The 14,448-nt window shown below is 62.4% G+C and carries 14 protein-coding genes; 4 read left to right on the top strand and 10 right to left on the bottom strand.

All coding sequences use genetic code 11. The annotated features are described in order from the left end of the window. Positions 1–100: 100 nt before the first annotated feature. The 4 genes from JFU48_RS08065 to dadA form a co-directional block, all read right to left on the bottom strand. Complete coding sequence (locus tag JFU48_RS08065) at positions 101–649, bottom strand: cupin domain-containing protein (protein ID WP_003229444.1); 549 nt, start codon at positions 647–649, stop codon at positions 101–103. A gap of 88 nt (positions 650–737) precedes the next feature. Further along, positions 738–1,811 carry an alanine racemase gene (alr, locus tag JFU48_RS08060; RefSeq protein ID WP_201136252.1) on the bottom strand — a complete coding sequence of 358 codons (1,074 nt, stop codon included), beginning with the start codon at positions 1,809–1,811 and terminating at the stop codon, positions 738–740. 94 nt (positions 1,812–1,905) lie between these two features. Continuing rightward, on the bottom strand, positions 1,906–2,259 hold the full coding sequence (locus tag JFU48_RS08055) for a RidA family protein (RefSeq protein ID WP_003229450.1): 354 nt from the start codon (positions 2,257–2,259) through the stop codon (positions 1,906–1,908). After that, positions 2,231–3,535: a D-amino acid dehydrogenase gene (gene dadA / locus JFU48_RS08050; protein ID WP_003229452.1), complete on the bottom strand. Its 1,305-nt coding sequence runs from the start codon at positions 3,533–3,535 to the stop codon at positions 2,231–2,233. Before dadA ends, JFU48_RS08055 begins: the two co-directional genes overlap by 29 nt. Before the next feature lie 156 nt (positions 3,536–3,691). Between dadA and JFU48_RS08045 the strand changes: the two genes are divergently transcribed. Next, a complete protein-coding gene (locus JFU48_RS08045; RefSeq protein WP_003177284.1) occupies positions 3,692–4,180 on the top strand; it encodes an Lrp/AsnC ligand binding domain-containing protein in 489 nt (162 codons plus the stop codon). 110 nt (positions 4,181–4,290) lie between these two features. On the opposite strand, the gene JFU48_RS08040 is transcribed toward JFU48_RS08045, so the two are convergent. Beyond that, positions 4,291–4,644 carry a YkgJ family cysteine cluster protein gene (locus JFU48_RS08040; protein WP_201136251.1) on the bottom strand — a complete coding sequence of 118 codons (354 nt, stop codon included), beginning with the start codon at positions 4,642–4,644 and terminating at the stop codon, positions 4,291–4,293. A gap of 147 nt (positions 4,645–4,791) precedes the next feature. On the opposite strand from JFU48_RS08040, the gene JFU48_RS08035 reads away from it, so the two are divergent. Further along, on the top strand, positions 4,792–6,102 hold the full coding sequence (locus tag JFU48_RS08035; RefSeq protein WP_201136250.1) for an NAD(P)/FAD-dependent oxidoreductase: 1,311 nt from the start codon (positions 4,792–4,794) through the stop codon (positions 6,100–6,102). A 117-nt stretch (positions 6,103–6,219) separates the two neighbouring features. Here JFU48_RS08035 and JFU48_RS08030 read toward each other — a convergent pair whose 3' ends face one another. Then, positions 6,220–6,465: a DUF1127 domain-containing protein gene (locus JFU48_RS08030; RefSeq protein ID WP_003229454.1), complete on the bottom strand. Its 246-nt coding sequence runs from the start codon at positions 6,463–6,465 to the stop codon at positions 6,220–6,222. A 179-nt stretch (positions 6,466–6,644) separates the two neighbouring features. Here JFU48_RS08030 and JFU48_RS08025 point away from each other — a divergent pair, with 179 nt between their 5' ends. Beyond that, on the top strand, positions 6,645–8,123 hold the full coding sequence (locus JFU48_RS08025) for an aminotransferase-like domain-containing protein (protein WP_003229457.1): 1,479 nt from the start codon (positions 6,645–6,647) through the stop codon (positions 8,121–8,123). On the opposite strand, the gene JFU48_RS08020 is transcribed toward JFU48_RS08025, so the two are convergent. The 4 genes from JFU48_RS08020 to JFU48_RS08005 form a co-directional block, all read right to left on the bottom strand. Then, on the bottom strand, positions 8,064–8,588 hold the full coding sequence (locus JFU48_RS08020; protein WP_201136249.1) for a hypothetical protein: 525 nt from the start codon (positions 8,586–8,588) through the stop codon (positions 8,064–8,066). The genes JFU48_RS08025 and JFU48_RS08020 overlap by 60 nt on opposite strands. A 14-nt stretch (positions 8,589–8,602) precedes the next feature. Further along, a complete protein-coding gene (locus tag JFU48_RS08015) occupies positions 8,603–11,032 on the bottom strand; it encodes a fimbria/pilus outer membrane usher protein (protein ID WP_201136248.1) in 2,430 nt (809 codons plus the stop codon). After that, positions 11,032–11,745, bottom strand: coding sequence for a fimbria/pilus chaperone family protein (locus JFU48_RS08010; RefSeq protein ID WP_201136247.1), 714 nt, complete (start codon positions 11,743–11,745; stop codon positions 11,032–11,034). Before JFU48_RS08010 ends, JFU48_RS08015 begins: the two co-directional genes overlap by 1 nt. Before the next feature lie 91 nt (positions 11,746–11,836). Then, positions 11,837–12,484, bottom strand: a complete 648-nt coding sequence (locus JFU48_RS08005) for a DUF1120 domain-containing protein (protein WP_201136246.1) — start codon at positions 12,482–12,484, stop codon at positions 11,837–11,839. A 315-nt stretch (positions 12,485–12,799) separates the two neighbouring features. Here JFU48_RS08005 and JFU48_RS08000 point away from each other — a divergent pair, with 315 nt between their 5' ends. Next, complete coding sequence (locus JFU48_RS08000; protein WP_207198970.1) at positions 12,800–14,350, top strand: phospholipase D family protein; 1,551 nt, start codon at positions 12,800–12,802, stop codon at positions 14,348–14,350. Positions 14,351–14,448 lie beyond the last annotated feature (98 nt).

Raw genomic sequence — 14,448 nt, 5'->3', positions numbered from 1 at the left:
AGCCCGCCACACTGAAACAACCCCATAGTCGAAGGGGTTATACCGCGCGGTGGAAAAACTCTGCGGATGCCTTCGCCGTCATGGCTTGGCGCCTCTATCGTTAAAAATTTGCCGGCGTGGCTGCGCTGATTAGTCGCGCAGGCGCGTCGAACGGATTCCGGAAGCGATGCGGCTTGGTACTTTCAAAATAGTAGCTGTCGCCGGCTTCGAGAATAAAAGTTTCCAGGCCCACCACCAATTCCAGACGACCTTCCACCAGAATCCCGGTTTCCTCGCCTTCATGGGTGAGCATTTCTTCGCCGGTATCGGCGCCCGGCGGGTAGATTTCGTTGAGGAACGCGATGGCCCGGCTCGGGTGTGCGCGGCCGACCAGTTTCATGGTCACGGCGCCGTCGGAAATGTCGATCAGCTCGTTGGCCTTGTAGACGATCTGGGTCGGTTTTTCCTGCAGGATTTCTTCGGAAAAGAACTCGACCATGGACATGGGAATCCCGCCCAGAACCTTCCTCAGCGAACTGATCGAAGGGCTGACGCTGTTCTTTTCGATCATCGAAATGGTGCTGTTGGTGACGCCCGCGCGCTTGGCGAGTTCACGCTGGGAAAGCCCTTTGAGCTTGCGGATCGATTGCAGTCGTTCACCGACGTCCAAGGCGGGAGCCTCCTGATGTTGTAAGAATATTGAGCGTTATCATGGCGACAGCGTTCAGTATTTACAACACTTGGCCCCCGCAGCGGCGTCAACCCTCGGAATAGAGCCTTGGCACGCGACGCAGGTTGCAGAAGATCTGGTACGGAATGGTGTCCGCCCACTGCGCCACTTCGCTGGCGAGGATGTTTTTGCCCCACAGCTCGACGGTCGAACCGAGGTCGGCTTCCGGCACATCGGTAAGGTCGATGCACAGCATATCCATCGACACCCGGCCAAGAATCCGGCTGCGTTTGCCGGCCACCAGCACCGGAGTGCCCGTCGGCGCCTGACGCGGGTAGCCATCGGCATAGCCCATGGCAACCACGCCGATGCGCATCGGTTTGTCGGTGATGAATTTGGCGCCGTAGCCGATCGGCTCGCCGGCGGGCAGTTCGCGCACGCAGATGACTTTCGATTCCAGGGTCATCACCGGTTGCAGGCGCTCGGCCATGGCGTTGGCTTCTTCGAACGGCGTGGCGCCGTAGAGCATGATCCCCGGGCGCACCCAGTCGCTGTGAATCTGCGGCCAACCGAGCACGGCCGGCGAGTTGCGCAGACTGACTTCGGCGGTCAGGCCCTGACGGGCAGCCTCGAACACCGCGACCTGATCGGCGCTGCTCTGCTCGTGCAGCTCATCGGCGCGGGCGAAGTGGCTCATCAGCACGATCTTCGCCACTTTGCCGCTGGCCAGCAGGCGCTGATAGGCGGCCGCGTAATCCTTCGGATGCAGACCCACACGGTGCATGCCCGAATCGAGCTTCAGCCACACGGTGATCGGTTTGCTCAATGCCGCCTGCTCGATGGCTTCGAGCTGCCATAGCGAATGCACCACGGTCCAGAAATCATGCTCGACGATGAGCGCCAGTTCATCGGCCTCAAAGATCCCTTCGAGCAACAACACCGGGGCCTTGATACCGGCCGCGCGCAACTCCAGCGCCTCTTCGATGCAGGCCACGGCAAACCCGTCGGCCTCGGCTTCCAGGGCCTGGGCGCAACGCACTGCGCCGTGACCGTAGGCATCCGCCTTGATCACCGCCAGCGCCTTGGCGCCGGTGACTTCGCGGGCAATTCGGTAGTTGTGACGCAGGGCTTGAAGGTCGATCAGGGCACGGGCAGGACGCATGGCAGCAGACTTCTTGGCGGTCATGGGAAGAAAAACCGGCGCTGGCTGACGGCGTGAACCGCCAACAGCGCCGGGAGAGGGATCTTTGAAACGGTTACGGCAACGCGGCGACGATGGAAATCTCGACCAGGATGCTCGGCTTGGCCATCTTCGCTTCGACGGTGGCACGGGCCGGAGCAGCACCTTTGGGCAACCACTGATCCCACACCGAATTCATCCCGGCAAAGTGCGCCTCGATGTCGTTCAGGTAGATCGTCGCCGACAGCAGATGCTGCTTGTCAGTCCCGGCCAGATCGAGAAGGCGCTCGATATTGGCCAGAACTTCGCGGGTTTGTTGTTCAATCCCGGCGTTGAAGTCGTCGCCGACCTGTCCGGCCAGATACACCGTACCGTTGTGGCTGACGATCTGACTCATGCGCTCATTGGTGAGCTGGCGCTGGATTGCCATGTTTTGCGGACTCCTGAGGCTTGTTGCCGTAACGGGAAATATCGAGGCCTTCGGCGCTGATCTGCGGTTTTTTCTTCGCCATCAGATCGGCCAGCAAACGACCGGAACCGCACGCCATGGTCCAACCCAGGGTGCCGTGACCGGTGTTGAGGAACAGGTTCTTGAACGGCGTGGCGCCAACGATCGGCGTACCGTCCGGGGTGGTCGGACGCAGACCGGTCCAGAAGCTCGCCTCGGCCAGATTGCCGCCCTGAGGATAAAGGTCGTTGACGATCATCTCCAGGGTTTCGCGCCGACGCGGGTTCAGCGACAGGTCAAAACCGGCGATTTCCGCCATGCCGCCGACGCGGATGCGGTTATCGAAACGGGTGATCGCGACCTTGTAGGTCTCGTCGAGAATGGTCGAGGTCGGAGCCATGGCCGGGTTGGTGATCGGCACGGTCAGGGAGTAACCCTTGAGCGGATACACCGGCGCCTTGATGCCCAGCGGCTTGAGCAATTGCGGCGAGTAGCTGCCGAGGGCCAGCACGTAGCGGTCGGCGGTTTCCAGCTTGCCGTCGATCCACACGCCGTTGATGCGGTCACCGGCGTAGTCGAGGCGCTGGATGTCCTGGCCGAAGCGGAATTCCACACCGAGTTTCACCGCCATTTCCGCCAGGCGCGTGGTGAACATCTGGCAGTCGCCGGTCTGGTCGTTCGGCAGACGCAGGGCGCCGGCGAGGATGTCGGTAACGTTGGCCAGTGCCGGCTCGACGCGGGCAATGCCGGCGCGGTCGAGGACTTCAAACGGCACGCCGGATTCTTTCAGGACGGCGATGTCCTTGGCGGCGCCATCGAGCTGTGCCTGAGTGCGGAACAGCTGGGTGGTGCCGAGGCTGCGGCCTTCGTAGGCGATGCCGGTTTCGGCGCGCAGTTCGTCGAGGCAGTCGCGGCTGTACTCGGACAGACGCACCATGCGCTCCTTGTTCACCGCGTAACGGTTGGCGGTGCAGTTGCGCAGCATCTGCGCCATCCACAGGTACTGATCGATGTCGGCAGTGGCCTTGATCGCCAGCGGCGCGTGGCGCTGCAGCAGCCACTTGATGGCCTTGAGCGGCACGCCCGGCGCGGCCCACGGCGAGGCATAACCCGGCGACACCTGGCCGGCGTTGGCGAAACTGGTCTCCATGGCCACGGCTGGCTGCCGGTCGACCACCACCACTTCAAACCCGGCACGGGCCAGATAGTAAGCACTGGCGGTACCGATGACGCCGCTACCCAAGACCATTACGCGCATTTTTGTATCCCTCATCGCGGCAGGGCCGCGTACGTCTGTTGTTAGAGCAATGATGCGCGCAGTGTAAAAAAGAATGGCCAGTGCATTTCACTATATAAGCGCCTATATTTGGCGACAATTCTCGGCAAAAACCCTTTTCACGGAGGCGCATCCCCTATGCGTACCAACACTCAGACCAAACGTGAGCTGGACAAGATCGACCGCAACATCTTGCGGATCCTGCAGGCGGACGGGCGCATATCGTTTACCGAACTCGGGGAAAAGGTCGGGCTGTCCACCACGCCGTGTACCGAGCGGGTGCGGCGGCTGGAGCGCGAGGGGATCATCATGGGCTACAACGCCCGCCTGAATCCGCAGCACTTGAAGGGTAGCCTGCTGGTGTTCGTCGAGATCAGCCTCGACTACAAATCCGGCGACACGTTCGAAGAGTTCCGCCGCGCGGTGCTGAAATTGCCGCACGTGCTGGAGTGCCATTTGGTGTCAGGGGATTTCGACTATCTGGTGAAGGCGCGGATTTCCGAGATGGCCTCGTACCGCAAACTGCTGGGCGACATTCTGTTGAAGTTGCCGCATGTGCGTGAGTCCAAAAGCTATATCGTGATGGAAGAGGTGAAAGAGAGCCTGAGCCTGCCGATACCGGACTGAAGATTGGCGTAGCTCCATTCGCGAGCAGGCTCGCTCCCACTGGGGAATGCATTTCAAATGTGGGAGCGAGCCTGCTCGCGAAGGCGTCAGCTCGGTTGCGAGTGAACCGGTTAAACCAGCACCTGCCGATTCGCCGCCATGTATTCGAAGATCTGCTTTTCAACCCGCGGATGAATCAACTCCACCGGCCCCCGCCCGTTCGGGCACGGCAACGTCTTCGTCGTCCCGAACAACCGGCAAATCAGCGGCCGTTCCTCATACACCGTGCAACCATTCGGCCCCAGGTGCACACAATTCAGCTCGTCCATCGCCGCATCCTGCTCGGCGCGGGTCTTGCGCGGCAGGCGGGCCATTTCTTCCGGTGAAGTGGTCACTGGCCCGCAGCAATCGTGGCAACCGGGCACGCACTCGAACGAGGGGATCTGCTGACGCAGGGTGCGGATTTTCTGACTGTTGCAGCTCATCGAAACAGTAACCCACATGAAATAGGCGGCAATTGTGCCGCAAAAGCCGTGATCCAGACAGCAACGGCCGACCAGTGTTGCCCGTCTTCGGCCGTGCGGCTTATGCTCCGTCAAATTTTCTCGACACCCAGCCGTTGGATGATGCCCATGAATGCCCGCGCCCGAACCTTCGCGAGCCAACCCCACGTTGCCTCTTACTACGCCGCCAGCAGCCTGCCGCAGCCTGACCATCCGGTGCTGCAAGGCGAAGTGATTGCCGATGTGTGCGTGGTCGGCGGTGGCTTCTCGGGGTTGAACACCGCGCTGGAACTGGCCGAACGCGGCCTCAGCGTGGTGTTGCTGGAAGCGCATCGGATCGGTTGGGGCGCCAGTGGTCGCAACGGTGGGCAGTTGATTCGCGGGGTCGGCCACGGTCTCGACCAGTTCACTAACGTCATCGGCGCCGACGGCGTACGTCAGATGAAACTGATGGGCCTGGAAGCGGTGGAAATCGTCCGCCAGCGCGTCGAACGTTTCCAGATCCCGTGCGACCTGACCTGGGGCTACTGCGACCTTGCCAACAAGCCTGCCGACCTCGAAGGCTTTGCCGAAGACGCCGAAGAGCTGCGCAGCCTCGGCTATCGCTACGAGACCCGTCTGCTGCAAGCCCATGAGATGCACACCGTGGTCGGTTCCAAACGCTACGTCGGCGGCTTGATCGACATGGGTTCCGGGCACTTGCATCCGCTGAATCTGGCGCTGGGCGAAGCCGCTGCTGCGCAACAAATGGGCGTCAAACTGTTTGAACAGTCGGCCGTCACCCGCATCGACTACGGCCCCGAGGTTCGCGTACACACCGCTCAAGGTTCAGTGCGGGCGAAAACCCTGGTGCTGGGCTGCAACGCTTATCTCAACGACCTCAATCCACAACTCAGCGGCAAAGTACTGCCCGCCGGCAGTTACATCATCGCGACCGAACCGCTTTCCGCAGAACTGGCGCACAGCCTGCTGCCGCAAAACATGGCGGTCTGCGACCAGCGCGTGGCGCTGGATTACTACCGGCTCTCGGCGGATCGACGCTTGTTGTTCGGCGGCGCCTGCCATTATTCCGGGCGCGATCCGAAAGACATCGGCGCATACATGCAGCCGAAGATGCTCGAAGTGTTCCCGCAACTGGCAGGCGTGAAGATCGCCTATCAATGGGGCGGCATGATCGGCATCGGTGCCAATCGACTGCCACAGATCGGCCGGCTCAATGATCAGCCGAACGTGTATTACGCCCAGGCCTATTCCGGGCACGGGGTGAATGCCACGCACCTGGCGGGCAAGTTGCTCGCCGAGGCGATCAGCGGGCAGCACAGCGGTGGCTTCGACCTGTTTGCCAAGGTGCCGCACATCACCTTCCCCGGCGGCAGGCACTTGCGTTCGCCGTTGCTGGCGCTGGGGATGTTGTGGCATCGGCTCAAAGAGCTGGTCTGATATTTTTGCACCAGCCTTAATGCCCTCATCGCGAGCAGGCTCACTCCTACAGTGGGAGCATATTCCCCTGTAGGAGTGAGCCTGCTCGCGATGGGGTCAGAAACAGCACCACATCCTTCAGATCCGCCAGAACGGCTTCAACCCCTCTTCATGCGCCTGCTCCCGGGTCAACCCGACATCCTTGAGCTGCTCCGGCGTCAGGTTCAACAGCGCCTTGCGCGTGTGCAGACGATGCCAGAACAGGCCCCAGCGACTCAGGCCGGACGGCGCGTTGCGCATGGCGGTATTCCATGCACTGTCCTCCTGCCCTGCCTCCAGTTCCTGACTGTGTAACGTCAGCCGCACATCGCTCAAGCCGTTCATTTTTGTCGCTCCTGTTTACTTGGGTAGCCAGAGATTCCATGATGCGCGGGTCGGCAAAAGCATTACAGATTCAACACTTCTGTATTAACTCCATACAGATTTGCCATTCCTGAGACTGAATCACCGATTTTTGCCGCATCTGTACTGGTTTAACGAATCACCTGCATCGAGGCAGTGCCATGACCCTGTATGTGAACCTCGCCGAGCTGCTCGGCACCCGCATCGAACAAGGCTTCTACCGTCCTGGCGATCGCCTGCCTTCGGTGCGCGCCTTGAGCGTAGAACATGGGGTCAGCCTCAGCACGGTGCAGCAGGCCTATCGCATGCTCGAAGACAGCGGCCTGGCCACACCGAAACCCAAGTCCGGCTACTTCGTGCCGGTGGGTCGCGAGCTGCCGGAGCTGCCTGCGGTCGGGCGGCCGGCACAGCGGCCGGTGGAGATTTCGCAGTGGGATCAGGTGCTGGAGCTGATTCGTGCGGTGCCACGCAAGGACGTGGTGCAACTGGGGCGCGGCATGCCCGACGTGACCACGCCCACCATGAAACCGCTGCTGCGCGGACTGGCGCGGATCAGCCGCCGCCAGGACATGCCCGGTCTGTATTACGACAACATTCACGGCACCCTCGAACTGCGCGAACAGATCGCTCGATTGATGCTCGACTCCGGTTGCCAGTTGAGCGCCAGCGACCTGGTGATCACCACCGGTTGCCACGAAGCGCTGTCCACCAGCATCCACGCAATCTGCGAGCCGGGCGACATCGTCGCGGTGGATTCGCCGAGCTTTCACGGCGCCATGCAAACGCTCAAAGGCCTGGGCATGAAAGCCCTGGAAATCCCCACCGATCCGCTCACCGGCATCAGTCTCGAAGCGCTGGAACTGGCGCTGGAGCAGTGGCCGATCAAGGTCATCCAGATCACCCCCAACTGCAATAACCCGCTGGGCTACATCATGCCGGAGTCGCGCAAGCGCGCCCTGCTCAACCTGGCACAGCGTTTCGACGTGGCGATCATCGAGGACGATGTGTATGGCGAGCTGGCCTACACCTACCCGCGCCCGCGCACGATCAAGTCCTTCGACGAAGACGGCCGCGTATTGCTCTGCAGTTCGTTTTCCAAAACCCTGGCGCCAGGGCTGCGCATCGGTTGGGTGGCACCGGGTCGTTATCTGGAACGGGTGCTGCACATGAAATACATCAGCACCGGTTCCACCGCACCGCAGCCGCAGATCGCCATCGCCGAATTTCTCAAGGGCGGCCATTTCGAACCGCACTTGCGGCGGATGCGCACGCAATACCAGCGCAATCGCGACGCGATGATCGACTGGGTCACTCGCTACTTTCCTGCCGGCACCCGCGCCAGTCGCCCGCAGGGCAGCTTCATGCTCTGGGTCGAATTGCCCGAGGGTTTCGATACGCTGAAACTCAACCGTGCGCTGCTCGATCAAGGCGTACAGATTGCCGTCGGCAGCATCTTTTCCGCCTCGGGCAAGTACCGCAATTGCCTGCGAATGAACTACGCGGCCAAACCGACACCGCAGATCGAAGAAGCGGTGCGCAAGGTTGGCGCAGCGGCGAGCAGACTGCTGGCCGAAACCGAGTCATTCGAGCCGAAACGTACCGTGCCCGTCGAAGCGACGAAGGTCGGCGACACGGCTTGAGGCATCGCTGACGCGGGCCTCGATGTCCAGCTCCACGTCGAGATGACGACCGGTGGCGATGCTGCCCGCGCGCCAGCTCACGATGCGATCGCCAGGCTGCAGCAAATCCGCCGCGCCCGCCCGCTCTCCCTCGCGCTGCCACTGCACCGGCGCGCCGTCCAGACGCACCGTCACTATGCGTACCTGCAACCGTCCCGGTGCCCAGCGATAACGCAGCGCATCGCTGCTCGGGGCAGCAAAGGACCAACTGATCGAGCGCACATCCGGACATTGAATCCGCAGATGAACCCTGCGCACCCCGAAGCTGCCGTCGTCGCCACTCGATGGCCGCGCCAGCAGTTGCGCCCTCGTCGAGACGCCATAGTCCACAGCGCCCGGCGACAGCGTCATCTGGCAGCTCGCACTGGCCATGGCGGATGCGGACAACAGCCATGCCAGCATGATCTGGATAATCCATCGTTGCATGGGAAAAACCTCAGTCATGTATTGCTCAAAGGCTGACAGAGCGCTTCGACAGGCTCGATCAATGCGTGCTCGTCAGGCGATTCGGCCAGGGTGAATTGCAGCTCGCAGTGCGTGGTGTCCGATAGCTGCACCCGCAACGGTTGCCCAGGCTTGATGTCCGGCACAAAGATCGTCCCGGCCTCAAGCACCGTGGTCACGTATTCACCTTGCCCGTCCTGTACGGCCAGACCACTGGGCAGCCATTGCCGATCAACCGTCCTGGCCTTCAACAGCACGCGCCGCACGCGGGTGATGGAGAACTCCAGGTGCTGCACCGACCCGCGCCCGGCTTCCACTTCTTGATAACCGTCGAGCACCTCGACGTTGCGCGGCAGGCTCAACGGGTCGACTTCCAGCCGGGCGGTCGAATACGCCGGCAAACTCGCCACCACCGCCCGGCCCGCTCCGTCCGTCCACACCGGACCTTGCGGCGTGGACAACTTCAGACCCGCACGGTCGCCGGCCTTGAGCACGCCAAAGGTCTCGCGCAGCGGATAGGGCGACAGCGTGACGCCATCGCGATGCAGTGCCATGCCGCCACGCAGGCCCACATCGAATTCGCGCGCTTCGTCCCGCTGGCTCATACCGAGGTCCAGACGGGTGTAGCGCGCCAGAGCGTTGACCCGCAATCCCAGCGACGGCGCCGCGTCTTCACGGTGTTCGGCACTGGCGCTGTAGGCCAGGGTTTCACTGAGCACTTCGCTCATCGACACGCCACTGCGCACCCCGGATCGTGGGTCGCTGCGCAGGTAGCTGCGAACCCGGCGCTGCTCGACCAATGGCATCCCCGCCGTCAGGTAAGCCGAGGTGCCCCGGCGCCCCGCGTCGGCATCGCCGATCCCCCGTTCCAGGCTCAACGACAGACTGATCCGCGCGGGCAGCGTCTGCGACCACGACAGGCCCAGGCGCATATGCGGCGGCTGATCCACGCGGGTGTAACGTGACCAGGTCATGCCGAACGCGCCCCAGCGTTCGACGGAACCGTTGAGGGCAAACGTCCAGTGCTCGCGCCCGGGCGATTCGGCCCGGCCCTGCTGCGAGTTCCAGCCAGTGTCCGACAGCGTACGAAAGCCCTGGCCACGGCGCACAGCGACCACACTGGTGGACAGGTTCGGCGCCAGCACGGCATTGACGGTCATTTGCACCTGATGACCCGCAACGCCTGTAGCCCGGTCGCTGGACAGCAGCTGGCGCACACCGGTAGTCAGATTACCCGGCCATTGCTGCTGCAGCCCCCACCCCGCCGACAGGTAGTCCGAACCACCGAGTACACCGCCACTCATGCGCAGCGCTCGCGACAGGCTCCATTCCTTGCCAAGGGTGGCGAACGACGGCGCCCGACGATCATCCGAGCCCTGGCGTCGCACAGTGCCCAGCGCCAGATTGAACGTGTCGGCCCGCTCGAACCGGGCATCCTGAAGGCTGGCGGCCGGGACGCGAAAGCGCCGCACCTGCCCTTCTTGCTCGTGCACGCTCACCTCAAGGTCGAGCTGATTGCTCAACAACGGCAGCGCGCGCAGGGTGAACGGCCCGGCAGGAACTCGCGTGGTGTAGATCGGCACGCCGTTCTGCCGGACTTCGATCCGCGATGGCGACCAGGCGATGCCCTCGACCTCACCACGCGCACCCTGTTGTGCCGCACGCATTTGCGCGAAGGCGTCTTCCGGCAGGATCTGCACGCCGCTGAACGATTCGCCGGCAAACAGGGGCGACTGCAGATTCAACTGGCCGATCTGCACGCTGGCTTCGTCGTCTTCCAGGGTGTGCATGCCATAGGCATACAGATGCTCGAAACGCGTACTGTCCGGAAGTTGCGTGTAGGACTGCCGGCTACGCAGGATCCAGTCGCCGGCATTCAAGCCAATCTCCGAGCCCAGGCTGCGAAAGTCGCTGCGCTGTCCCTCGTGCCGGCTGCCCATCAGCAACGCATCGTAGTTAAACACACCGCCCACACCACCATTGGCGAAGCTGCGCGATTGAAACTCCGGCAACGCCAGCAGGTCGGTCGGCAACAGCAGGTCGATCTGTTCCTGGCCGGGATGCAACTCAATGATGGCCGAGGGCAGACCTTCGCGCAGTGTCAGGCACGGCTGTCGGTCTGCCGACGCCGCAGAGGTTTGCGAGCGCACGCCGGCAGCCTTGAGCATGGCCGGCTGCAGGCACGGCTCGCCCTCGGCATCGAACGTCACGAACACGCGGCCGCGAGGCTGTCCATTGACCTCCAGTGCTACCAGGCGCGTGCCCTGGGAGAAACGCGGTGCCTGGCGAAAGTACGCAGCCAGTGCGGGGTCGAGTCCACGCTCGCGAAGCAGCTGCGCATCGAACTCCACCACCTCGCCGGCCAGCGCTGCGCCTGCGCCCTGAACCATCACCAGTGCCAGTCCCCGACGGGCAGGCCTGCGCATCAGTGCGTTACCGGAGCATCGAAGTGATCGACCGCAAAGCCATAGGTGGTGGCCGGAAAAATTCGCACTCCCATGGTCCGCACCGTCGAACTCAAGGGCAACGCGACAGACAGGCGCTCGCCAGGCAGGATCCAGGTGCGCGGCAGATCCACCGCCTGTGTGCCCGGCAGCGGAACAATCGCCTTCGCCAGCCGAACGACGTAAGGACTGGGATTACTGACCAGCAAGCCTTCAGCAGTGGCCGACCAGCTCAGGCGATGCCATGGCTCGCGCTCCACCGGCAGGCCGGCGGGGCGCAGGATCACCGGCAGGTTTTGCCGCACGCCCAGATTGACCCGGGCGCCGTCAGCACTTGCCACAGGATTGATCCCTTCAAAAATCACCCGCTTCAGACGCTCGGTCTGCAACGGTTCGGCGCTCTGCAAAATGAACCGCACTTGCTGCACCGCCCCGGCCTCGACACGGGTAACCGACGGGCTGAACAGCAACTGCGTTTGATCATGCGGCTCGATGTTTACCACCGTGGTGTGCAGCAGGGCCGGACGTGCCTCGGTATTTCGGACATTCATCGTCGCCTCACCGAGACCTTCATCCACCACCAGCACAGGTGTTTGCGGCACCATTCCGGCAGCGTGGGCGCTGGGCATCAAAATCACGGCGAGCAGGCACAGTGGCAGCGCCCTGAAGCCAGGACGGCACATTGAAATCGGCATCGGGATTGTTCCGCTGGAAAGTTTCAGCGCCCCCGTCTAAGGACGCGCCGAATGAACCTGAAAGAACCCGGCAACGGCCGGGCTCTGTCGATCAGAGGTAGTACATGTCGAAGGTGACCGAGCCATCGAGCGGGATCTCGCTGGCGATCGGCAGCGCGTTACTCGGGCCAATGATCGGCAACAGGCTCATCGGAAACCCGTGATGGCGCGCCGCGACCGGGCCGGCTGCCACGGTACCCCAGGAGTACAGCGCCGGGGCATTGCTGACCAGCGGCGAGGAAGGCAATTGCCACGCCGGCGCCGCCAGGGTGCGGGTCATCAGGGTCTGCTGGATACCGTCGGCTTCCGGACGCCCGTGGCGCAGAGCGAAGCCGCCGATACGGATGCCGCCGATTTCGCCTAGCCCGTAAAACAAGGCCGGATCGCTGTTACCGGCGCCATCGTTGATGCCCGGCAATTTGGTTGCCGCACGATTGTCTCTGACCGACACCTCCACCGGCGCCGGCGCATCGCAATTGATGTGCAGCGAAATATCGTGAGTCGACAGCAGCGTTTGCGTGGTCTTGTTCAGTGTGGCCGCCGAAATCTTGCGCAGATCGACGGTGCCACCACCGGCAAATGCCGGGATGCACGAGGTCGGAATAATGGTTCCGATCACGTTCAGATCCACGCTCTCGGCAGCGGCCAGCGTCGGCAATACCGCGGCCGCGATGGCCGCCATCCATGTTGTTTTTTTCATCAGTCCCTACTTGTTCGGCTATTTATAAATGGCAGGTATTCAGGGCATCGCTTTCACCGGGGCCGTGAATACCGGGGGCGATGATTTCCTTTTTTGCAGGATCCGTATGTAGGAATAGGCACCAACCAAGAGCGGAAAAAACGACATGGCAAATAGTCCAAAAACACATGCGAACTCATTCCTACTTTCGAACGACTAATTGTTTACACAGTGTGGCGAGGATCCGCCTGGAAGCGGTCGTTGAAATCCTCTGCATGCCATACTCCGTCACCCCCAGCCCCCAGCCGAGAAAGCAACGTGCGACCCGGAAAAAAATTGCTCGCTGCCTTTGTCCTGTGTTCGTTGGCCAGTGGTTGCGCCAATCTCGATGTAGCGCGTGAACCCAGCCAGGCGTTGCCGTCTGCCGGCTCCGCATTCGGTCGCTCGATTCAGGCACAGGCGGCGCCCTATCAGGGCCGCTCCGGGTTCCGCCTGCTGTCCAACAGTACTGAGGCCTTCACCGCTCGCGCCGAACTGATCCGCAATGCGCAAACCAGCCTCGACTTGCAGTACTACATCGTCCACGACGGCGTCAGTACACGGATGCTCGTGGAAGAACTGCTCAAGGCCGCCGACCGCGGCGTGCGCGTACGCATCCTGCTCGACGACACCACCAGCGACGGTCTCGACACGATCATCGCCACGCTGGCGGCGCATCCACAGATCCAGATCCGCCTGTTCAATCCACTGCACCTGGGCCGCAGCACGGGCGTGACCCGCGCCGCCGGCCGCCTGTTCAACCTGTCGCTGCAACATCGGCGCATGCACAACAAGCTGTGGCTGGCGGACAACAGCGTGGCCATCGTCGGCGGGCGCAATCTGGGCGACGAGTATTTCGATGCCGAGCCAAACCTGAATTTCACCGACATCGACATGCTCAGCGTCGGCCCGGTGGCCGAGCAGCTCGGACACAGTTTCGATCAGTACTGGAACAGCGCGCTGAGCAAGCCGATCGACGAATTCCTCTCGAGCAAACCGAGCGCCAAAGACCTGCAGAACACCCGCACGCGCCTCGAAGAATCGCTGGATGAAACCCGCAAACAGAACCATGCGCTGTATCAACAGCTGATGACGTTCAAGACCGCGCCGCGCATGGACATCTGGCGCAAGGAACTGATCTGGGCCTGGAACCAGGCGCTGTGGGATGCGCCGAGCAAGGTGCTGGCCAAGGACGAGCCGGACCCGCAACTGCTGCTGACCACACAACTGGCGCCGGAGCTGCGCGGCGTCAGCAAAGAACTGATCATGATCTCGGCGTACTTCGTTCCCGGCCAGCCGGGGCTGGTGTACCTGACCGGGCGTGCCGACGCCGGGGTCTCGGTGAGCCTGCTGACCAACTCGCTGGAGGCCACCGATGTACCGGCGGTGCACGGCGGTTATGCGCCGTATCGCAAGGCGCTGCTGGAGCACGGCGTGAAGCTGTATGAACTGCGCCGCCAGCCTGGGGATAACTATGGCAGCGGCCCACACCTGTTCTACAGCAAGTCATTCCGGGGTTCGGATTCCAGCCTGCACAGCAAGGCGATGATTTTCGACCGGCAGAAAGCGTTCATCGGCTCGTTCAACTTCGACCCGCGCTCGGTGCTGTGGAACACCGAGGTCGGGGTCTTGGTGGACAGCCCGGAACTGGCCGAACGCGCACGCGAACTGGCCTTGCAAGGCATGGCACCGGCACTGAGTTATGAGGCGAAACTGCAGGATGGCAAGATCGTCTGGGTGACCGAGGACAACGGCCAGATGCACACGCTGACCAAGGAACCCGGGAGCTGGTGGCGGCGGTTCAATGCGTGGTTCAGCACCACTGTCGGTCTGGAGCGGATGCTGTAGTCAATTGTGGCGAGGGAGCTTGTCGACTCGTCGCACCGTTCCGCTGGGCTGCGCAGCGGCCCCGGAATTTTGTGAGTGCTACGCACTCAAGCGGGAGC

Origin of the sequence: Pseudomonas sp. TH49, assembly GCF_016650625.1 — a bacterium.
Lineage (GTDB): Bacteria > Pseudomonadota > Gammaproteobacteria > Pseudomonadales > Pseudomonadaceae > Aquipseudomonas > Aquipseudomonas fluorescens_H.
Note: the sequence above shows the minus strand (reverse complement) of the source record. Positions and strands in the feature narration are given on the sequence as shown.